Annotated in this window: 19 protein-coding genes; 7 read left to right on the forward strand and 12 right to left on the reverse strand. The window is 45.1% G+C overall.

Features of this window, described 5'->3' with window-relative positions; translation table 11 throughout:
- Nucleotides 1-182: 182 nt before the first annotated feature.
- From EDC16_RS10545 to EDC16_RS10565, 5 genes are all read right to left on the reverse strand, one after another.
- Complete coding sequence (locus tag EDC16_RS10545; RefSeq protein ID WP_132967819.1) at nt 183-1,028, reverse strand: DNA ligase; 846 nt, start codon at nt 1,026-1,028, stop codon at nt 183-185.
- Nucleotides 1,029-1,178: 150 nt separating this feature from the next.
- Nucleotides 1,179-2,003: a DUF5718 family protein gene (locus EDC16_RS10550; protein ID WP_132967820.1), complete on the reverse strand. Its 825-nt coding sequence runs from the start codon at nt 2,001-2,003 to the stop codon at nt 1,179-1,181.
- A gap of 97 nt (nt 2,004-2,100) precedes the next feature.
- Nucleotides 2,101-2,715, reverse strand: coding sequence for a L(+)-tartrate dehydratase subunit beta (ttdB, locus tag EDC16_RS10555; protein WP_132967821.1), 615 nt, complete (start codon nt 2,713-2,715; stop codon nt 2,101-2,103).
- A complete protein-coding gene (ttdA, locus tag EDC16_RS10560) occupies nt 2,712-3,614 on the reverse strand; it encodes a L(+)-tartrate dehydratase subunit alpha (RefSeq protein WP_198362737.1) in 903 nt (300 codons plus the stop codon). The genes ttdB and ttdA overlap by 4 nt, the downstream gene beginning before the upstream one ends.
- Nucleotides 3,615-3,668: 54 nt before the next feature.
- Nucleotides 3,669-5,069: an anion permease gene (locus EDC16_RS10565; RefSeq protein ID WP_132967822.1), complete on the reverse strand. Its 1,401-nt coding sequence runs from the start codon at nt 5,067-5,069 to the stop codon at nt 3,669-3,671.
- A gap of 143 nt (nt 5,070-5,212) precedes the next feature.
- Between EDC16_RS10565 and EDC16_RS10570 the strand changes: the two genes are divergently transcribed.
- Nucleotides 5,213-6,139: a LysR family transcriptional regulator gene (locus tag EDC16_RS10570; protein ID WP_132967823.1), complete on the forward strand. Its 927-nt coding sequence runs from the start codon at nt 5,213-5,215 to the stop codon at nt 6,137-6,139.
- 59 nt (nt 6,140-6,198) lie between these two features.
- Here the strand turns inward: EDC16_RS10570 and clpB are convergent, their stop codons facing one another.
- The 7 genes from clpB to rpe all read right to left on the reverse strand — a co-directional run bounded on the left by clpB (nt 6,199) and on the right by rpe (nt 13,946).
- The gene (gene clpB / locus EDC16_RS10575) at nt 6,199-8,772 is read right to left on the reverse strand and encodes an ATP-dependent chaperone ClpB (RefSeq protein ID WP_132967824.1); all 2,574 of its coding nucleotides are present in this window, start codon (nt 8,770-8,772) and stop codon (nt 6,199-6,201) included.
- A gap of 197 nt (nt 8,773-8,969) precedes the next feature.
- Nucleotides 8,970-9,812 (reverse strand): RNA polymerase sigma factor RpoH, encoded by an 843-nt coding sequence (gene rpoH, locus EDC16_RS10580; protein WP_132967825.1) that lies wholly within the window; start codon nt 9,810-9,812, stop codon nt 8,970-8,972.
- A gap of 153 nt (nt 9,813-9,965) precedes the next feature.
- Nucleotides 9,966-10,658, reverse strand: a complete 693-nt coding sequence (locus EDC16_RS10585) for an ATP-dependent Clp protease proteolytic subunit (RefSeq protein WP_132967826.1) — start codon at nt 10,656-10,658, stop codon at nt 9,966-9,968.
- A 105-nt stretch (nt 10,659-10,763) separates the two neighbouring features.
- Complete coding sequence (locus tag EDC16_RS10590) at nt 10,764-11,504, reverse strand: phosphatase (protein WP_132967827.1); 741 nt, start codon at nt 11,502-11,504, stop codon at nt 10,764-10,766.
- A gap of 29 nt (nt 11,505-11,533) precedes the next feature.
- Nucleotides 11,534-12,541, reverse strand: a complete 1,008-nt coding sequence (gene trpS, locus EDC16_RS10595) for a tryptophan--tRNA ligase (RefSeq protein ID WP_132967828.1) — start codon at nt 12,539-12,541, stop codon at nt 11,534-11,536.
- Between the two features lie 48 nt (nt 12,542-12,589).
- A complete protein-coding gene (locus EDC16_RS10600; RefSeq protein WP_132967829.1) occupies nt 12,590-13,252 on the reverse strand; it encodes a phosphoglycolate phosphatase in 663 nt (220 codons plus the stop codon).
- 10 nt (nt 13,253-13,262) lie between these two features.
- Nucleotides 13,263-13,946, reverse strand: coding sequence for a ribulose-phosphate 3-epimerase (gene rpe, locus EDC16_RS10605; RefSeq protein ID WP_132967830.1), 684 nt, complete (start codon nt 13,944-13,946; stop codon nt 13,263-13,265).
- 262 nt (nt 13,947-14,208) lie between these two features.
- Here rpe and EDC16_RS10610 point away from each other — a divergent pair, with 262 nt between their 5' ends.
- Genes EDC16_RS10610 through araC form a run of 6 tightly spaced genes read left to right on the forward strand, consistent with a single transcriptional unit; the run spans nt 14,209 to nt 20,494 of the window.
- Complete coding sequence (locus tag EDC16_RS10610; protein WP_132967831.1) at nt 14,209-15,093, forward strand: substrate-binding domain-containing protein; 885 nt, start codon at nt 14,209-14,211, stop codon at nt 15,091-15,093.
- 56 nt (nt 15,094-15,149) lie between these two features.
- Nucleotides 15,150-16,658: a sugar ABC transporter ATP-binding protein gene (locus EDC16_RS10615; RefSeq protein ID WP_132967832.1), complete on the forward strand. Its 1,509-nt coding sequence runs from the start codon at nt 15,150-15,152 to the stop codon at nt 16,656-16,658.
- Nucleotides 16,658-17,614, forward strand: coding sequence for an ABC transporter permease (locus tag EDC16_RS10620; protein WP_132967833.1), 957 nt, complete (start codon nt 16,658-16,660; stop codon nt 17,612-17,614). Before EDC16_RS10615 ends, EDC16_RS10620 begins: the two co-directional genes overlap by 1 nt.
- On the forward strand, nt 17,614-18,543 hold the full coding sequence (locus tag EDC16_RS10625; RefSeq protein ID WP_132967834.1) for a tagatose kinase: 930 nt from the start codon (nt 17,614-17,616) through the stop codon (nt 18,541-18,543). Before EDC16_RS10620 ends, EDC16_RS10625 begins: the two co-directional genes overlap by 1 nt.
- 15 nt (nt 18,544-18,558) lie before the next feature.
- Complete coding sequence (locus EDC16_RS10630; RefSeq protein WP_132967835.1) at nt 18,559-19,587, forward strand: LacI family DNA-binding transcriptional regulator; 1,029 nt, start codon at nt 18,559-18,561, stop codon at nt 19,585-19,587.
- A 43-nt stretch (nt 19,588-19,630) separates the two neighbouring features.
- A complete protein-coding gene (gene araC / locus EDC16_RS10635) occupies nt 19,631-20,494 on the forward strand; it encodes an arabinose operon transcriptional regulator AraC (RefSeq protein WP_132967836.1) in 864 nt (287 codons plus the stop codon).
- The last annotated feature ends 65 nt before the right edge of the window (nt 20,495-20,559 follow it).

The following is a 20,559-nucleotide window of genomic DNA, read 5'->3' on the forward strand; positions in this document are numbered from 1 at the left end:
CAGATTGTCTGATATATTGTTAAAGAGCAGTCACAACCGCTTCGCTTCCATTCAGAACGCTGCGTCGTTGTGAGGTGCGCATTATAGACATTCAGAAATTCTTTGCAACCCCTTTTTCTCACTTTTTTTCTGTTTTTTATCAAGCGATGGTTTTTTATCCGAAATACCGCACTTTTGTCTGTTTACTCGGCAATTTTTTCCGGATTATCATTCCTAATTCGCAAAAAAGTAGCAAAGCGCGGTTTACCGTTTTTGGTCAATCCACGGTATTGGTAGGTAATCAGGCTACCGATTGGCGGAGGGTTTTGACGATCTAGCAGCTTAAAGCCGGAGCCTATTTTAAAAACGCCCCGTTGATTTTGACAGCTAACCGCACCTAATTTACCGCTGAACTGCCCTTTTCCTTCATGGTGTGCGATCACTCGGCACTCCTCATCTTGGCTGGTTTTGAATTTTAGAATCTGCGAACTACGTTGCTGTTGATAAGGCATATGCGGATTGCGCACCACAATTCCTTCACCACCTAGACGCTCGATTTCAGCTAAAAAATCCTCAGCATGCCGACGGTTTTGAATCGGGATCTGTGGAATAATCTCAATATAAGCGCTGGGATTTTGTCGCAAATAATCTGCCAATTGTTGTAGCCGTTGCGATAAATCACCCTCAGCATCCGGCACGTCAAATACATACAGCTTGAGTTGTTGCCAACCGATGTCATCAAAAGTGCGGGTGATTGAGGAAATTTTCTCAAATTCGCCTCGTTGTGAAAACAATTCACCATCGATGGCGAAAGGCGGAAAGTCTTGGATAAAATAATCCGGCGTATTAAACCGATTGCCACCACGGCTCAGCAACTGTTTGCCATCCCAAAAACCGCGCACGCCATCCAGTTTTTCGCTCATCACCCAACCGTCTAACGGCTGTCCTTGATAGACGTCTAACAACATAAGATTCCGTTTACTATTTGCCGCAGCCTCATTTATTATGCAAAACCACGCCAAGATACAAGTTACATACACACGCCACATCCCACACACCTCCAATAGATAAAAGTGCGCTTAGGCTAGCTCAAATAAGCATAAAAGGAAGCAAGGATAAACGTAATTGGAACCTGGATCGTAAAAAAGCAAGTGCGCCCAACTCATCTGACCGCACTTTGCCTAAAATAAAAAATGCAATTAAATCACTTTTTGCACCAACGCTGAAAGGTCACCTGCAAACTGTTGCTGCTTCGCCATCGCAATAATCTCATCCGCACTGTGTTTAGCGCTATTGTACACCACCACCATGCTGACATCGCCCGGCTGCAAGAAATGCGTTTCGCCGAAGTCGGTGTAGCGGGTGGCGCCGATACTGATCACTGCTTGTTGCGGATAATTGGCTTTTTCCAGCAAACTTGCAATAGGGTGCATCGGGCCTTGATCCGGCTGATTGTTCATGCGTTCGACAATCCAATCCAGCAATTTTTGATGAAAATAGCTATAGCCGACGGTCGGGCTATCGATACCATAAATATTGAATTGCTCGCCGCGTTGGTGGAAACAGGCGATACGGTATTGATCTAAATTGCAGCCTGGCGCAAAGCCGTCTAACGGAATTAATGTGGCGGACAGCCCCTTGGTTTGCTCACCCCAATTTTTCTTATCGGCGATTTTGGCGGCATTCGGGCGGCGAATAGAGCAGTCGTTGTAAGCGCCGAACAACGTTGGATAAAGTGCGGTCACTTGCTTATGCTGGTCATATTCAATATCGCACACAATCGCCACTTCCGGCTCAATTTGCAAATTATCGGCATCTTGCGGAAAACGCAAAGTGTCCGCCGACAACGGATAAACTGATAAAAAGTTGCCAGCAAAGTGCGGTACATAAAATGGAAAAATCGCTTTCGGCTGATGTGCTTCCTGCACTTCAACCTGTTTGAAATCCGCCGCTTCGCCCGCCTGTTCCAAATGTCCGGCAAAGTTGCCGGCCACACCGAAACCGATTGCTTGTTTAAACGCCATATTACGCTCCTGATAAACCGTTCAAAAAGGAATTTGAGTATAACAAAAAACCGCACTTTATACCGAAAAAACATAAAAGTGCGGTGTTGCGCTTTGATTATTTGATGAAACTGACATGTTTGCAGATTTCTTCAATCGCCGCTTCTTTCTTCTTATTGAATTCGATTTTATTTTCTTCAAAAATATTGCGTCCGTGGGTGTCAATCGACACAATCAACGGCCCGAACTCTTTCACTTTGCACACCCATAAGGTTTCCGGCATACCGAGATCTTTCCATTGCGCATCGACGATCTCTTCCACGCACTCCGCCGCCAGCACAGCGCAACCGGCAGGAAATACGCAGTGCAGCGCTTTGTAGTCGCGACAACCTTCCATCGTGCCGTTGCCCATGCCGCCTTTGCCCAAAATCAGTTTGACGCCGGTTTGCTTGATAAATTCTTTCTCAAATTTTTCCATACGCATACTGGTGGTCGGGCCGACGGAAACCATTTCATATTTATCGTCGCCCAATGAACGGATAATCGGACCGGCGTGCAGAATCGCGCCGCCGTCGATATCGACCGGCAACGACCGTTTTTCTTCGATTAAACGGCGGTGCGCCACGTCACGGCAGGTGACCAGATAACCGTTTAAGTAAATAATATCGCCCACGTTGATGTCTTGCAGATCTTCCGCTTTAATCGGGGTGGTGAGGATTTTTTTATCGGTCATAATGTCACTCCTGAATGTGAAGTAATGGTGTAGTTCAACTCTTTGTCAAAAATAATGTGCCCTTTGCGGTGCGACCAGCAGCCCACGTTGACGCTGACGCCAATCACCGACGGGTGGCGTGCGGTGTTTTCTATATTCACGCCCATGACGGACATTTTGCCTTTTAAGCCTTGCGGCCCCAAACCGATACTGTTAATGCCGTCTTCCAATAATTTTTCCATTGAGGCGGCTTTCTCGTTAGGGTTGCTTTGTCCCAACGGGCGGAATAGGGCTTTTTTGGAGAGCACCGCGGCGGTTTCGACCGAAGTGGCGATACCCACGCCGACCAATAACGGCGGACAGGCGTTCAAGCCGTAGCTGGTCATGATATCCATGACAAAACGGGTGACACCTTCATAACCTTCGCCAGGCATTAAGACTTTGGCTTGTCCCGGCAAAGAGCAACCGCCGCCCGCCATGTAAGTGTCCAGCTCCAGCTTGTCGCTGTCCGGCACAATTTCCCAAAACACGCTCGGCGTGCCTTTGCCGACATTTTTGCCGGTGTTGTATTCGTCAAACGTTTCTACGCTGTTGTGGCGCAACGGTGCGTCTTTAGTAGCTTGAATCACCGATTCTTTCAGCAAGGCTTCCAATTCGCCTATATATGGAAAATTCGCACCGCACTTGACGAAAAACTGGATAACTCCGGTGTCCTGACAGCTAGGACGATTCAATTTCGCCGCCAAATCCTGATTTTGGAACATCGCGCCGTAAATGATTTTCGGCAATTGCTCCTGCTCTTTTTCACGCAACTCTTTCAGTTTCTTCATCACGTCGTCAGGCAGTACTTTTCCGGTAAAGCCAACAAATTTTGCAATGGTATCCGTTAAATAGCGCACACCTTCTTCTTTTGTCATCATAGATAACCCCTTAATTTTATTGGTTAAAAATAAAATACTCATACATGGTTACAATCACCATAAACCTAATGCTTTCCACCACAACGTCCCAACGCCAAGCCAAATCACCACGTTGATCACGGAAGCAAAAAAGCCAATACGCCACCAGTCTTGCTGTTTGATGTAACCTGCGCCGAAATAGATTGGTGCCGCGCCGGTGGCATAATGGGTCAGCCCCGCCATTAAATTGGACAGTGCGGCAAAGCCGAATGCCGCCAGAAACGGCGGTGCGCCGGCGCCGACCGCTACTGCTAGAAATGCGGCGTACATGGCGGTGACATGGGCGGATAAACTGGCGAAAACATAATGGCTGTACATATAAATCAGGAATAAGACGATTAAAGTCGGCACCCATGACACGCCCGCCATCAAACCGGTCGCCGAACCGGCAAACCAAGGAATAAAGCCGACTTTATTCAACATACCTGCCAAACCGACGATACCACCCATCCAGATCATGCCGTCCCAAGCGCCTTTCTCTTCCAGAATTTCATTCCATTCCAACACATTAGTAATCAACATCACGCTCACACCGAGCAATGCCACGACAGTCGAATTAATTTGGGTATATTGTGAGGTACTCCACAGCAACAGCGCACCGATAAACACACCGCTGATAATCCACTCGCCACGGCTCATGGCACCCATTTTGGCCAATTCTTCTGTTGCCACGACTTGCGCCGCACGCGTATCTTTGATTTCTGGCGGATAAAATTTATAAATAAAATAAGGGATCAACAGTATCGACAACAGTCCCGGCACAACCCCTGCCAACGCCCAAGTCCCCCAGCTGATATTGACATTGGCAGTATCCAGCGCAAAAGCGGCGATAAGCAGATTCGGCGCACAGGCGGTCAGGAACATTGCAGCAATCGGCGCGTCAACCTGAAAGGTCGTGGAGAGGATATACGCCCCGATTTTGCGCGGATTTTGATTCGGCTCGGAACCGAAAGCCGATGCCAGGCTGCGCACGATCGGATACATTATGCCGCCACAACGTGCGGTATTGGACGGTGTTGCCGGACTGATAATAAAATCGCTAATCGCCAGGGTGTAACCCAATTTCAGTGCGCTGCTGCCGAAACAGCGGATCAGTTGATACGAAATGCGCCGTCCCAAACCGGTTTTGATAAAGCCTTTGGCAAACAAAAAGGCGGAGACAATCAGCCAAATGGTGCTGTTACTGAAACCGGACAGCGCCTCCGACATCGTGATAATGCCGCTTAATGCCGCAAACATCACCCCAATCAATGCCACTGCCCCCAGCGGCAACGGTTGCAAAATAAAGCCGATAATGGTGGCGGCAAAAATGGCAAATAGGTGCCACGCTTGCAACGAAAGTCCATGCGGTAGCGGTGAAAGCCAGATACCGAACATCAGCAAAATAACGATAATTCCCCGAGTTAATCGCGTCATATCCACACTCCAAACAATAAAAATAGAAAGGCAAGTCCTTATAATTTATGTGGTGTATGGTACGGAATTTCATTAAAATAAGTCCAATACGATTTTTTATATACTTGATATAAGTAAAAACCTATAGGTGGAAGGCGATCAATATGGAGTTTCGACAATTCAAATATGTCTTAAAAGTGGCGGAAGAACGCAATTTTTCTGCGGCGGCGAAAAAGTTGTATATTTCGCAGCCGTCCTTGAGCCAATTTATTCAGAAAGTGGAAGAAAAAGTGGGTGCGCCACTGTTTGATCGCAGCGTATCCCCGCTGAAATTAACCTATATCGGTAGCTTATATGTTGAAACCGCACAAGCGATTATGGATTTACAGCATCAATTTGAACAAAAAGTCGATGATACCTTGAATATACGGCAAGGGCGAGTCACGATCGGCAGTTCACCATTTCGCAGCGCTTATTTGCTTTCGCGCGTTTTACCGCACTTTCGCCGACAATACCCAAATATCGAGGTATTTTTGCAGGAAGATAACACCCACAATTTGGAAGATCGTGTGCTGCACGGTCTGACCGATTTATCCCTGTCGCTGCTGCCGATTAACGAAGCGCTGTTCGATTACGATATTCTGTTTGAGGAAAGGATGTTGCTGGCGCTACCGCCCAACCACCCAATTGCCGCACAGTTAAAGCTGAAAGCCGGTGATCACGCCTACACGCCGATAATTGATCTCAGCGAACTACAAAACACGCCATTTATCCAGATGAACAAAGGGCATAAATTACATTATATGCTGCAAAAACTATGTGAAAATGCGGGGTTTTCGCCAAAGGTGGTTTTGGAAACCGAAAGTATGACCACCGCCCAAGCACTTGCCGGCGCCGGAATCGGCGCAGCTTTATTACCGGAAACCTTAGTCCACGCTGATCATTTCGACAAAGAACCGTGCTACTGCCGACCGGACAGCAAACCAAGCCGAACGGTAGTGGTGGTTTATCGCAAAGGGCGCTATTTATCGCGCGCCACCCGTGCCTTTATCCAAATGTTAAAGGATTATATGACGGATAACCCGAATTAAAAAACCGCACTTTGACTTTCAGACCAAAGTGCGGTTAAAGTGCTTACAGATGATTTTACTTATTGGCGGGCAATCACTTTATTGTCCTCCAGTTCCACGGTAATCGCAGTACCCGGCAGTAATTTACCCGACAAAATTTGTTGCGCCAACGGATTTTCGATTTCCTGTTGGATAGCCCGTTTCAGCGGACGTGCGCCGTAAATCGGGTCGTAGCCCACTTTAGCAATAAAGTCCAACGCTGCCGGGCTGAATTCGATTTGGTAGCCGTGCGCTTGCATGCGTTTGCTCAGGCGCTGCAGCTGAATCGAGGCAATCGCTTCGATATTGGCTTTATCCAACGGGTGGAATACCACGCTTTCGTCAATCCGGTTGATAAATTCCGGACGGAAATGGCGGCTGACCACCGACATCACCAGCTCTTTCACCGAGCCGTAATCCAAGTCGTTGACATTTTCCTGAATCAGATCAGATCCCAGATTCGAGGTCATAATCACCACGGTGTTGCGGAAATCCACGGTTCTGCCTTGTCCGTCGGTCAAGCGTCCGTCGTCCAACACTTGCAACAGAATGTTGAACACATCGTGGTGCGCTTTTTCCACTTCGTCGAGCAGAATCACCGAATACGGACGGCGGCGTACCGCTTCGGTCAGATAACCCCCCTCTTCATAACCGACATAACCCGGAGGCGCACCGACCAAGCGCGAAACGCTGTGTTTCTCCATAAACTCGGACATATCGATCCGAACCATCGCATCGTCGCTGTCGAACATAAACTGCGCCAAGGTTTTGCACAGTTCGGTTTTACCGACCCCGGTCGGGCCTAAGAACAGGAACGAACCGATCGGGCGGTTCGGATCCGCCAAGCCGGCACGACTACGGCGAATCGCATTGGCAACCGCTTCCACCGCTTCGCTTTGCCCGATCACCCGTTTGTGCAATTCGTCTTCCATGCGCAACAGTTTCTCTTTTTCGCCTTCCATCATCCGCGCCACCGGAATGCCGGTCGCACGCGATAACACTTCGGCAATCTCTTCATCTGTGACCCGATAGCGCAATAAAGTCATCTCTTTGCCCTCGGAGGCTTCCGCTTGCGCCAGCTGTTTTTCCAGTTCTGGCATGACGCCATACTGCAGTTCCGACATTTTGGCAAAGTCACTGGTGCGCCGTGCCTGCTCCATTTGTGTGCGCACATTGTCTAATTCCGCTTTGATGTGCTGCGTGCCGGACAGTGCCGCCTTCTCACTTTTCCACACCTCTTCCAGCTCGGAATATTCACGCTCTTTTTCGCCCAACTCTTGTTCTAACATCTGCAAGCGTTTACGGCTGGCGTCATCATCTTCTTTTTGCAACGCTTGTTGCTCCAGTTTTAGCTGGATAATCCGCCGCTCCAAGCGATCCAACGGTTGTGGTTTGGAGTCGATTTCCATGCGGATACTGGATGCCGCTTCGTCGATCAAATCAATCGCTTTATCCGGCAGTTGGCGGTCGGAAATATAACGGTGCGATAAAGTCGCCGCCGCCACAATCGCCGGGTCGGTGATCTGCACATGATGGTGAATCTCATAGCGCTCTTTTAAGCCGCGCAAAATTGCAATCGTGTCTTCCACGCTCGGTTCATCCACCAGCACTTTTTGGAAACGGCGCTCAAGGGCGGCATCTTTTTCGATATATTGACGGTATTCGTCCAGCGTGGTTGCACCGACACAATGCAGCTCGCCACGCGCCAAGGCCGGTTTTAGCATATTGCCGGCGTCCATTGCGCCGTCGGATTTGCCGGCGCCGACCATGGTGTGGATTTCGTCGATAAACAAAATCACCCGCCCTTCTTCTTTCGCCAGCTCGTTTAACACGCCTTTCAGTCGTTCTTCGAATTCGCCACGGTATTTAGCACCGGCAATCAGGGCGCCCATATCCAACGACAACACCCGTTTATTGCGCAAGCCTTCCGGCACTTCGCCATTGACAATCCGCTGTGCCAAGCCTTCGACAATCGCGGTTTTACCCACCCCGGGCTCGCCAATCAGCACCGGGTTGTTTTTGGTGCGGCGTTGCAACACCTGAATCGCACGCCGGATCTCCTCGTCACGCCCGATTACCGGATCGAGCTTACCGCTCTCCGCTCTGGCCGTTAAATCAATGGTAAATTTATCCAGTGCTTGGCGCGACTCTTCCGCATTTTGATCGTTCACGTTCTCTCCTCCACGCATTTTTTGAATCGCTGCTTCTACCGTCTCAGCTTTCAAACCACTTTGACGCAGCGCATTACCCAATGCGCCTTTGTCTTCCAACGCCGCCAACACAAACAGCTCGGACGAGATAAATTTATCCTGCCGTTTCTGTGCTAATTGATCGCAACGGTTGAGCAAACGCACCAAACTTTGCGACAGTTGCACATCGCCGGCGTTGCCTTCCACTTTTGCCAAACGATCGATTTCAGCGTTAATTTGGTTCTTCAATTGTGTAACATTGACGCCGCAACTGAGCAATAGCGGCTGTATTGAACCGCCTTGTTGATTGAGTAACGCCGACATCAAATGCAGCGGCTCAATATATTGTTGCTCCTTGCCCAACGCCAGCGATTGCGCTTCGGCAAGCGCTTGTTGGAATTTGGTGGTAAATTTCTCGATATTCATAAAAAAATCCTCCTGAATCATATCTTGTCTGACGCTAACCATAACGTCTATTCACGAGGATTAAATGAGGGGTGTTTTTTAAAAGTCAAGGAAATTTTAAAAATAAAATTGCATTTGAAACTGTTTGTTGCTTTTCTAGCCAAAAAGAAAACCCATCACAGTGGATGGGTTTCTATCAGCTAAGCTATAGGCGGAAATTAAAACGCTACCGCACTTTTCAATTTTTTCAAGGCGTTATTTTCCAACTGACGCACCCGTTCAGCGGAAATATTATATTTTGCTGCCAAATCCTGCAAAGTGGCTTTGTCATCATCCAACCAACGGGAACGGATAATATCCAGACTGCGCTCATCTAAAGCGGATAAAGCCTCGTTTAATTGCTCGTTTGCCTGATTTTCATAGTTTTCCGTTTCCAATTCCATGGCAAAATCGGAACTTTTGTCTTCTAAATATAGCGCTGGGCTGTAGCTCTCTTCTGCATCGTCAGTCGGCAAGTCGAACGCCATATCTTGTCCGGTCATGCGTGATTCCATCTCTTTCACATCATCAACCGACACCCCCAACTCATCAGCAACCATCGCCACTTCATTTTCATTGAACCAACCAAAACGTTGTTTCGTTTTACGCAGGTTAAAGAATAGCTTACGCTGTGCTTTAGTGGTTGCCACTTTGACAATCCGCCAATTGCGCAGTACATATTCGTGAATCTCGGCTTTAACCCAGTGCACCGCAAAAGACACCAAACGGACACCCACTTCCGGATTGAAACGACGCACCGCTTTCATCAAGCCGATATTGCCTTCTTGAATCAGATCGGCTTGTGGCAAGCCATAACCGGAATAACCACGTGCAACATGGATCACAAAACGCAGGTGCGACAAAATCAACGCTTTCGCCGCGTCCAAATCCTGTTGGTAATACAAACGTTCCGCCAATTCCTTCTCTTCCTCAGCGGTCAGCATCGGGTATTGATTGGCGGCACGGATATAACCTTCCAAGCTGCCTTGAGGAACCAACATCATTTGCATTTCTTTAGTCATCGTCTTCCTTCTTTATCTTAATTAAATCGGCGAGTGCTACTTATACCACAAATTCGAACGAGTTCAAAATTTGATACGCCCACACTATGGGGCTGGGAAGAACACTCTGTCACTGCTGTTTAGACTTAACTTTCTTTGAATAGTTCAACTTTTTTATGGATTTTGTACATCACTATTTTCAACAATATGATAAGCAATCGGTGCTTGTACAATGCCGTCTGCCAAACCTGAAACCAATTTTTTGCTGCTGGCTTCGCGGCTGTCGATCAATAAACGATTGCCTTCGCTGTGCAAAAATTTGCTGATTTCTGCTTCGCTATAGTCACTGCATTGCTGATAAGCGTCGGCAAAAACTTGGTTGTACATCACAGATTCTTTTTTCAAATTGTCAATATCATCCGGACGCAACAGACCTTCTGAGCCGGTCAGGCTAGAAGCGTGCAGCAAAAACTTACCGTTCGGCAGTGACAACCGCTCTTTTGCCGCACAAAATATCAACGTGGCAGAAGAACCAACCATCGACAGATTGACGGTAGTCACCGGGATTTTCGAGCTTTTCACTGCCCAATAGGCAATTTGTCCGCTGTCCATATCGCCGCCATCGCTGTTGAGGTACAAGTAGATTTTTTTCAATCGTGGATAATTGATATTCAGATCATCCAACGCATACACCAACTCGGAAATCAAGTGCGGTTCAACCGCTGCGGTGTAAAAAATTTTAGCGGTTTCAGCTTGATCATTTTCAAGATAGTCGGCCGGAATTTTTTTGATTTCGGCTTGAGTGGTGGAGCAAATCGCTAGCCCGGAAACAAGAGCAAGTGCGGTTTTGATGAGCTTTTTTGTCATTGAAATATCTCGCAAAGGTGAAAATGCCGCTCATTATTCAATAAGCGGCTAAAAATAAAAACCTGAATTACGTAGTTTTAATCTGTTTTGCTTAGCCGATTCCCGCTATAAATCAGCAAATTCGACAATTTTCGCCCAACCACGACTTTCCAGAAAATCCAGTAAGACTCGTGGGCTTTGGTTTAATATCCGTTCACTGGGAAAATCGACGGCTTCGAGTAACGCCAAACTTTTCTCAAAATTCCCCAAATATCCGGCATAATGCGAATCCGAACCGATGCTGACCCAGCCGCCGGCATCACGCACTGCGGTGGCAATGGTCAGGCAGTTGTCATAACTGCCGACACGCGAATGCAAAAACGAAGAGTTGTTGATCTCTAATGCCACATGATATTTCGCTGCCGCTTGTGCCACCGCCACCGCATCAATCGGAAATTTCGGATTACCAGGGTGGGTGATAATATCCACCTTTTCGCTCTTGATACAGTTGATCAGCGCCTCGGTATGCGCTTCACGGCTTGTCGGCTGAATCGACGGCGGATGAAATCCCGCCAACACCAAATCCAGCGAGCGGCGCATGCGATCATTGCAATCCGTTTCGCCGTCAACATTTAGGATATTGGCTTCGATACCGCGTAAAATACCGACGCCATCAATAAAACGCGGTAGAATTGCCAGATTGGAAAAATGCCATTCATGTGGTGCATCGCTCAATGCCGGGCCGTGATCGGTATTGGCAAACAAGCGAATACCACGTTGTTTGGCGACCGTAACATATTCATATAGCGTGCTGTAAGCATGGCTGCTGGCAATGGTGTGCGTATGTAAATCAACCGGATATGTCATGTTTTCCTCTTATACCTTAAACCGCACTTTTACGGTCTTGCCACAAATCCGACCATATCATATACCTTACGCAAGGTTTCGGCAGCTCGGGCTTGGGCTTTTTCTGCGCCTTCGCGCAAAATACGGTTTAACAAGGCTTCATCATTACGGAAATGTTGGAAGCGCGCTTGCAGTTCAGTCAGCATGGCTGAGACTTCATCGGCAACCGCACTTTTCAGGTGTCCGTACATTTTGCCGTCAAATTCCGCTTCTAACTCGGCAATGGTTTTGCCGGTCACGCCGGATAAAATATCCAACAGATTAGAGACACCGGCTTTGCTTTCACGGTCGTATTTCACCACTGGCGGCTCGTCGGAATCGGTGACCGCTCTTTTGATTTTTTTCGCCACCGCTTTCGGATCTTCCAACAAACCGATCACGTTGTTGCGGTTATCATCAGATTTCGACATTTTCTTAGTCGGTTCCAACAATGACATCACCCGCGCCCCGGCTTTAGGAATAAAGACTTCCGGTACGGTAAACGGATTGTCGTACAACGCATTAAAACGCTGTGCAATATCACGCGTGATTTCCAAATGTTGACGTTGATCATCCCCCACCGGCACTTGATTAGCTTGGTATAACAAAATATCCGCCGCCATTAATACCGGATAGGTGAATAAACCAACATTGACGTTTTCTTCATAGCGTGCCGATTTATCTTTAAACTGGGTCATACGGCTCATTTCGCCAAAATAGGAGTAGCAATTCAACACCCACGCCAGCTGGGTGTGCTGCGGCACATGCGATTGCACAAAAATGGTGCTTTTTTCCGGATCGATTCCGGCGGCAAGGTAAATCGCCAGCGTATCCAAAGTAGCATTACGCAAGGCTTGTGGATCTTGGCGTACCGTAATGGCATGCAAATCAACGATACAAAACAAGCAATCAAACTCATCCTGCATCTTCGCCCATTGGCGCAACGCCCCCAAATAATTACCGATTGTCAATTCACCCGACGGCTGCACACCGCTGAATACCACAGGTTTTTTACTCATTTTTTTCCCTTATTTATTTCTGTTTTTATCATTAATTTGTCACTAAAGTTAGTTAATCACCGTTAAAATATCGGCAAAATCGTCAAACACCCAATCCGGATTTGTCTCGCTGATCGGGATGTTGTAATTATAACCGTAAGTCAGCCCGACGACTGGGCAACCTGCCTTATGTGCTGCCAAAATATCATTTTTCGAATCGCCGACAAACAACAACTGTTTCGGATAAATCCCAAATTTACCACATAGATAATACAGCGGCGCAGGGTGCGGTTTAATCGCCGGCAGCGATTGCCCGCCCAATAGCTCGGAAAACAGGTGATCGATACCGAATGCCGCCAACACCGGCTGTACATGTTTGCTCGGTTTATTGGTAACCACCGCTAGCGTATACCCCTGTTTTTTCAAGGTTTCCAGCGTCGCTTTCACATTCGGGAACAGACGGCTTTTATTGCAAATATTTTCGCCATAATAAAAGCCAAAACGTCTTTTCAACTGCTTAATCGCTTCAGGATCCAGCGTTGCCCCGCTCCACTCAAGCGCTCGAGCAAGCAACACATCGGCGCCATTGCCGATCCAAGTCAACACCAGCTCTTCTGGTGCCTGCGGCAAACCAACCTCTACAAAGGCTTGGTTAATCGACAACGCCAAATCCGGCAAACTGTCGACCAAGGTACCGTCCAGATCGAAACCGATCACTTTAAACTGACTCATGCTGCTTTCCTTATACGATAGTTGAAGTGAGGCTCGCCAATTGTTGCCGCATAGCGTTGATCACTTCAGCATAATCCGGTTGATCAAAAATGGCCGAACCCGCCACAAACATATCTGCCCCTGCGGCGGCAATTTCAGCAATATTATTCACTTTTACGCCACCATCCACTTCCAAACGAATATCAAAACCGCTGGCATCAATCCGTGACCGCACTTGGCGCAATTTGTCCAACGTCGCCGGAATAAATGACTGCCCACCAAACCCCGGATTGACCGACATCAGCAGAATCACATCAATTTTATCCATCACATAATCCAGATAAGATAATGGTGTTGCTGGATTAAACACCAAGCCAGCTTTACAGCCGCAGCTGCGAATCAACTGCAAAGTGCGGTCAATATGCTCACTGGCTTCCGGGTGGAAAGTAATATAATCCGCCCCCGCTTTAGCGAAATCCGGAATAATCCTATCGACCGGCTTCACCATCAAATGTACATCAATCGGTGCGGTGATGCCGTAATCGCGCAACGCCTTGCACACCGCCGGCCCGAAGGTCAGATTCGGCACATAATGGTTGTCCATCACATCAAAATGAATCACGTCAGCACCGGCGTCCAACACCGTTTTGACATCATCTCCCAAACGCGCCAAATCGGCAGAGAGAATCGAAGGAGCAATTAAATAGGGTTGCATAAATCACCTTTTGTCGTTTAAAAGCCATAAAAGAGCGGTAAGAGGGGGTAGTTTACTACTTAATGGGGAGGGAGTGAAATAAATTGGCTATTGATGGATATTAAGCTTTTGCCTAATGAAAATGTTAGCCAGATCAAATTTTAGACATTTGATAGTTTACACGTGTAAGCCTGACTGTTATAACCATACTTGTACTTAGATTACTTGATGCCGTTTAAAGTACACAGGGATTTCCATTTAATAATAATATTGGAGAAATGTGATGAAAAAAATTTTCAAACAACTGATGTATGGTAGTGCAATTGCGGTAGCCTGCAGTAGCGCTTGGGCAGCGGACCTTATTGGAGCATCGCTATTAACTCAGCAACATCCGTTTTATATTGAACTAGCTGACGCAATGAAACTAGAAGCAAAAGAGAAAGGTGTTAATTTAGAGGTTTCTATTGCAAATCAAGATTTGGGTAAGCAGCTTGCCGATGTCGAAGATTTTATTGTTAAAGGCGCTAAAGCTATTATTATTTCGCCAGTTGACAGTCAAGGGGTTTTACCGGCAATTAAAAAAGCGCAAAACGCCGGAATTAAAGTTATTACGGTGGATGTTCCTGCCAAAGGCGTGGAGGTGACTTCTTATATCGGTACTGATAACTATATTGGTGGTGTAAAAGCCGGTGAATTAATGGCAAAAGAGTTAGGTAATAAAGGTAACGTTGCTATTATTGATTATCCAACTGTTCAATCTGTTGTTTTGCGAATCGATGGATTTAAAAAAGCACTAACCGATTATCCGGAAGTAAAAATTGTTGCTCAGCAAACAGGTATTACACGTGCTGAAGCTTTAGCGGCAGCACAAAATATGTTACAGGCGAATCCAGATATCCAAGGTATTTTTGGTTTCGGTGATGATGCAGCATTAGCTGCTGCAGTTGCAGTGAAATCAGCTGGATTACAACAACAAGTTAAAGTTATCGGTTTTGACGGTATGAAAGAAGCTAGAGATGCCGTTAATTCAGATCCAGTAATGGTTGGTGTTATCCGTCAATATCCTGACAAAATGGGAAAAGAAGCCGTTGATACTGCAGTGAAAGTATTAGCCGGAGAAAATGTTCCGTTAGAGCAGCCAATTGAACCGGGTGTTTATACCAAATAGCACTCTCAAAATAGCGGAATAGCATCTTCCGCTATTTTCCTAATTGGAGGGTAAACATGGTACAGAAAAACAATGTTATTTTGACATTAAATGGGATCAATAAATCATTTGGTGCCTTCAAGGCATTAAAAGATATGCGTTTAACTATCATGCGTGGGCGAGTTCATACTTTATTAGGAGAAAATGGAGCGGGTAAATCGACATTAATGAAGATATTAACCGGCGTATATTCAGCAGACTCAGGCGAAATGTCACTAAACGGCGAAAAATATAGCCCATCCTTCCCCCAAGACGCAGTGGCTGCCGGTTTATCTATCGTTTTCCAAGAGCTTAGTCTGGTCAATAATTTAACCGTCGCACAAAATATTTATGCCAACCATGAGCCTTCTCGCTTTGGATTTATTAATGATCGCAAAATTGAGAAACAAGCCACAACCTTGATTCGTTCTCTAGGTTTACCAATTAATGCTGCCACAAAAGTGGGCGATCTTTCCATTGCTCAGAGACAATTGGTTGAAATCGCTAAAGCCCTCAGCCGTAATGCCGACATTGTTATTCTTGATGAACCGACCTCCTCATTATCCGATTCCGAAGCTGAAATTTTATTTTCTATCATTGAAAAATTGACTACTGACGGCAAAGCAATTATCTATATTTCTCATCGCATGGAGGAAATCATGCGATTGTCGGATGACATTACCATAATGCGTGACGGAGAATATATTCAGACGCTAGCAAAAACAGAAACAACAATCGATCAATTAATCGCCCTAATGGTAGGAAGACGGATGGATCAAATTTACCCACCCAAATTATCAGTGAAATTTATACCAACAAATGAAAATATTTTAGAAGTTAGCCATTTAAGTGTTGCGGGTAAAGTTAATGACGTCAATTTTCAGGTAAAAGCCGGCGAAATTCTGGGATTCTTTGGTTTAGTGGGGGCCGGAAGATCTGATGTGATGAAAGCATTATTTGGAATGTTACCCCATTCTGGAGAAATTAAACTACACAATAAATCAATACCAATTAAAAATGCCAGTATTGCCATTAACCACGGAATTGGTTTTGTTACTGAAAACAGAAAAGAAGAGGGATTAGTCCTACTCGCCTCATTGCGTCATAACATCACCATGGCTGCACTACCGCACTTTACCACCACAGGCGGCTTGATGAATATGTCTAAAGAGAAAAAACAAACAGATAAAGCGATTGAACAGCTGGCTATTCGAGCTTATTCAGGGGAAATTGCTGCCAATACTTTATCTGGTGGTAATCAACAAAAAGTGGTTCTAGCAAAATGGCTAGCAACCAAACCCAAAATTCTAATTTTAGATGAACCGACACGTGGTGTTGATGTTGGCGCTAAATTTGAGATATATAGCATTATTCGTGAACTATCTGCCAATGGTACAGCAATACTACTGGTTTCTTCCGAACTACCGGAGCTTTTAGGACTGTCAGATCGCATCATTGTAATGGCAGGAAAAAGCATACAGGCTACAGCCAACACAACAGAACTTAATCCGCAACGAATTATGGCGGCAGCAACGAGGCAATTATAATGATAAAAAACAATCGGCTTACTCAATATTTACGCCAACTGGGCGGTATTTTCCTTGCGTTAATCATCTTGTGCGTTTTCTTCTCCTTAGCCAATAACCGCTTTATGTCTGTTGCTAATTTTATGAATATCTTGCAACAGGTTTCTGTTGTTGCCATTGCGGCTTTTGGTATGACTTGGGTTATCCTACTTGGTGAAATTGATCTGTCTATCGGTTCTATTATTGCCGTCAGTGGTATGGTAGCAGCCCAAGTTTTAACCTTAGATTATGGCTTATTTACCGCACTTTTTGTGACATTGTGTGCCGGTGCAATGATGGGTTTTATCAACGGTACTTTAACTGCAAAATTAGCGCTACCCTCGTTTATTGTCACCGTAGCAACCATGGGCATTTATCGAGGGATGGTGAGTTTACCGACCAATGGCGCACCACAAATGATCACAAATAGCGATTGGACAGCAATCGGAAATTCTGCGCTATTTGGAATTCCGGTGGTTATTTGGGTGTTGATACTACTCTTTTTAATTAACCATATAGTGTTGTCAAAAACGGTATTTGGTAGAAAGGCTTATCTTACTGGTGGTAATATCGAGGCAGCACAATATTCCGGTATTCAAACCGCAAGAGTTAAAATTTGGATTTTCACTTTATCCGGCATCATGGCAGCTATTGCCGGAATATTATTGTCGTCAAGGCTGTATTCAGCACAAACCAATGCCGGAATGGGATATGAATTAGATGCGATTGCCGCAGCGGTATTAGGCGGAACCAGTTTAACCGGTGGTGTCGGAACGATGATTGGAACATTGGTTGGCGCTTTAATCATCGGTATATTGAATAACGGAATGAATATGATATCAGTCCCATATTTTTACCAATTGATTGTGAAAGGTATTGTTATTTTAGTTGCAGTTTGGCTAGATGTGCGTGCAAAAAAGAAACGGAGTAAAGCATAATGCGAAAAATATTAACAATTGGTGAAATCTTAGTCGAAATTGTCGCAACAACCAAAGGTAATGGTTTTTTGGAAGCTCAACCTCTTATCGGACCTTTTCCTTCAGGCGCACCCGCTATTTTTATTGATCAAGTCGGGAAACTCAAAACGCCCTGCGCAATTATTTCTCGTGTCGGGAATGATGATTTTGGTCAGCTAAATCTGAATAGGTTAATGGCTGATCAAGTTGATATTTCAGGCATCTCGATTGCTGAAGGTGAAACGACCGGCAGTGCCTTTGTACGTTATCAGGCAAATGGCGATCGTAAATTCGTTTTTAATATTGCACACAGTGCATGCGGGAAATTAGAGGATAATCCCAATATTGAGGTATTATTAGCCCAATGTGATCATTTACACTTGATGGGAACCGCTCTTTCCTCTCCGGGTTTAAAAAATATGGCATTACGTGCTGTTCAGGTAATTAAAGCTCGCGGTGGCACGCTATCATTCGATCCTAATTTAAGAGCTGAAATCATGACACCTGAGCTATGTTCCGACCTAAAAATGATTTTACGACAAACTGATCTTTTTTTGCCCTCCGGTGACGAGCTGTTTTTATTTACCGAAGCCAAAGAAGAACAAGCGGCAATTAATGAATTATTTGTATTGGGAATTCAAGAGATCGTCTTAAAACGTGGCAATCAGGGAGCAACATATTTTACGAAAGAGCAACAAATAAATATACTACCGCACCATGTTGATGAGTTGGATCCAACCGGTGCCGGCGATAGTTTTGGCGGTGCATTTATCAGTTTTTGGATTAACGGTTATTCTGCAGCTGAAGCGCTTCGTTATGCAAATGCTGCCGGCGCAAGAGCGGTAACACTGCTTGGACCGATGGAAGGAACATCAACACAATTAGAGCTAGACCAGTTTTTAGCTCAATAAACAGCGAGAAGATTAATGGATAAAAAAAAGATGATCCCAAGCGTGCAAACTATGCAGCAACTTGCTGATTATGTCGGACTTTCTCGTCAAACATTGTCTAAATATTTTAATGATCCGCAACAAATTGGTGAAAAAACCCGTAATCATATTCAACTTGCCGTCGAAGAAACCGGATTTCGCCCCAATTTATTTGCCAGCAATCTTAAACGAAATAAAAGCAGAGTGATTGGTATTATTGTTCCAAGTATTACGGATCCTTTTTACATGCTGTTAGTATCACGTATATCGGAAATAGCAGAAAAATTAGGATATTTCACTTTTACACTACCTTCCAACGGTAAATTAACGCTTGAGGCTGATGCGGTTGCACGCTTACAATCGATGAATGTTGCCGGTGTTCTAGTGGTTCCATTAGGTAAAGATGCTGTACAACCTAAATTGCGTCGAATCGAAGAAAATCTACCAATGATATATCTTGATTCACCACCGTCACACCCTGCCCCTTTTATAGGTACTGATAATAAACAAGGGATCACATTATTGGTCGATTACCTTTGCCAAAAAGGAACACCACCTGCGTTTTTAGCAATGCCAGAAATTAACCAAAATGCCAAAACCCGTCTCAATGCCTATCAAGATGCGATGGCAAAAAACCGAGAAATACCACTAGTTCTGCAATCAGACGGCAGAGTAGATTGGCAATTTGAAACCTACGGCTACCAACAAACAGCTTCTTGGCTGGAACATAAGCCAAAACATAATGCGCTGTTATGTGCCAATGACCGACTTGCTTACGGTGCTTTTTTAGCGGCCTGGGAAGCCAAAATACCGGTTGGAATCAATGATGAAAAACTGCGTATAGCAGGACATGATGATCACCCCCTTGCAGCTTATACTTGTCCACCGTTGACGACGGCAGCCCAAAATTACGATATGCTTGCAGAATCGGCAATCACCATGTTGATAACTCACATGACAAAAGGCGACACAACTACAAATCCTCAATTAATTCCAATGAAATTAGTAATCAGGCAATCCGCATAATAAAATTTAATTATAACGTATTGTGTAAACCAAGGAAGTCCAAATGAATCCGAATACACCAAAAGAAAATATTCCATTATTATCCGACTATCCGTTTGATATGGATTTAGTCGCTGGTCGTACATTGATTGAAAAAGATAATTATCTTGACTACATTATCAATCGTCCACAAGGTATAAAAGGCTACATTATCAATTTAACTACCAGAGGCCGAGGAGCTATATTTGATGGAGAAAAAACCTTTTTGGCAGACAAAGGAGATTTGCTGTTGTTTTCTCCACAGACAATACATTATTACTGCCGAGAACCTGCGTATTATTCGTGGTATCACCAATGGATTTATTTTAGACCCAGAACATTTTGGATAGACTGGCTCCGGTGGTCGTCAACGGAAAATGGGATTGGGCGTTTGAGTATTCAAGACAAAGAAGAATATCAAGCTATTTTGGACTTATTCGTTAAAATTGAAAATCTATCCAAAGCAAACGATATTTTTGCCAAAGATACAACAATGTGTTTTCTAGAATTATTATTGATTAAATGTGCCAAACTTGATCCAAAAAATTTAGAGCATAAATCACATAATGAGTTGGATCTCAGAATTGATACGGTATGCAATTTGATTTTAAACGATTTACAACAAAACCATAAAATTGACTATTTTGCCAAGAAAGTTAATCTATCAACCTCCAGACTAACACATTTATTTTCGGAACAATTAGGCATGAGCCTTACGCAATGGCGTGATAATCAAAGAATGGAAAATGCCAAGAAATTACTCTATACCTCAGATATCTCGATTATGAGTATCGCCAAACAATTAGGATTTGATGACCAATTTTATTTCTCAAAAGTATTTAAAAAATACTGTGGCACTAGCCCTTCGCGCTTTCGCCACTCCAGATAATCACCGGCAAGTGACCTACATCACAAAAAAAATCTTTCTGCCAAATAATCTATATAAATAGCCAA

Origin of the sequence: Testudinibacter aquarius, from assembly GCF_004342725.1 — a bacterium.
Taxonomy (GTDB): Bacteria; Pseudomonadota; Gammaproteobacteria; order Enterobacterales; family Pasteurellaceae; genus Chelonobacter; species Chelonobacter aquarius.

What these genes read in the sequence shown, in the direction of transcription:
- EDC16_RS10585 (WP_132967826.1), bottom strand. Translation starts at nt 10,658, where the DNA reads ATGACAAAAAAGCTCATCAAAACCGCACTTGCTCTTGTTTCCGGGCTA.
- rpoH (WP_132967825.1), bottom strand. Translation starts at nt 9,812, where the DNA reads ATGACTAAAGAAATGCAAATGATGTTGGTTCCTCAAGGCAGCTTGGAA.
- araC (WP_132967836.1), top strand. Translation starts at nt 19,631, where the DNA reads ATGAATCCGAATACACCAAAAGAAAATATTCCATTATTATCCGACTAT.
- EDC16_RS10600 (WP_132967829.1), bottom strand. Translation starts at nt 13,252, where the DNA reads ATGAGTCAGTTTAAAGTGATCGGTTTCGATCTGGACGGTACCTTGGTC.
- ttdB (WP_132967821.1), bottom strand. Translation starts at nt 2,715, where the DNA reads ATGACCGATAAAAAAATCCTCACCACCCCGATTAAAGCGGAAGATCTG.
- EDC16_RS10565 (WP_132967822.1), bottom strand. Translation starts at nt 5,069, where the DNA reads ATGACGCGATTAACTCGGGGAATTATCGTTATTTTGCTGATGTTCGGT.
- EDC16_RS10630 (WP_132967835.1), top strand. Translation starts at nt 18,559, where the DNA reads ATGGATAAAAAAAAGATGATCCCAAGCGTGCAAACTATGCAGCAACTT.
- EDC16_RS10545 (WP_132967819.1), bottom strand. Translation starts at nt 1,028, where the DNA reads ATGTGGCGTGTGTATGTAACTTGTATCTTGGCGTGGTTTTGCATAATA.
- EDC16_RS10590 (WP_132967827.1), bottom strand. Translation starts at nt 11,504, where the DNA reads ATGACATATCCGGTTGATTTACATACGCACACCATTGCCAGCAGCCAT.
- EDC16_RS10550 (WP_132967820.1), bottom strand. Translation starts at nt 2,003, where the DNA reads ATGGCGTTTAAACAAGCAATCGGTTTCGGTGTGGCCGGCAACTTTGCC.
- EDC16_RS10625 (WP_132967834.1), top strand. Translation starts at nt 17,614, where the DNA reads ATGCGAAAAATATTAACAATTGGTGAAATCTTAGTCGAAATTGTCGCA.
- clpB (WP_132967824.1), bottom strand. Translation starts at nt 8,772, where the DNA reads ATGAATATCGAGAAATTTACCACCAAATTCCAACAAGCGCTTGCCGAA.
- EDC16_RS10620 (WP_132967833.1), top strand. Translation starts at nt 16,658, where the DNA reads ATGATAAAAAACAATCGGCTTACTCAATATTTACGCCAACTGGGCGGT.
- trpS (WP_132967828.1), bottom strand. Translation starts at nt 12,541, where the DNA reads ATGAGTAAAAAACCTGTGGTATTCAGCGGTGTGCAGCCGTCGGGTGAA.
- EDC16_RS10610 (WP_132967831.1), top strand. Translation starts at nt 14,209, where the DNA reads ATGAAAAAAATTTTCAAACAACTGATGTATGGTAGTGCAATTGCGGTA.
- EDC16_RS10615 (WP_132967832.1), top strand. Translation starts at nt 15,150, where the DNA reads ATGGTACAGAAAAACAATGTTATTTTGACATTAAATGGGATCAATAAA.
- rpe (WP_132967830.1), bottom strand. Translation starts at nt 13,946, where the DNA reads ATGCAACCCTATTTAATTGCTCCTTCGATTCTCTCTGCCGATTTGGCG.
- ttdA (WP_198362737.1), bottom strand. Translation starts at nt 3,614, where the DNA reads ATGATGACAAAAGAAGAAGGTGTGCGCTATTTAACGGATACCATTGCA.
- EDC16_RS10570 (WP_132967823.1), top strand. Translation starts at nt 5,213, where the DNA reads ATGGAGTTTCGACAATTCAAATATGTCTTAAAAGTGGCGGAAGAACGC.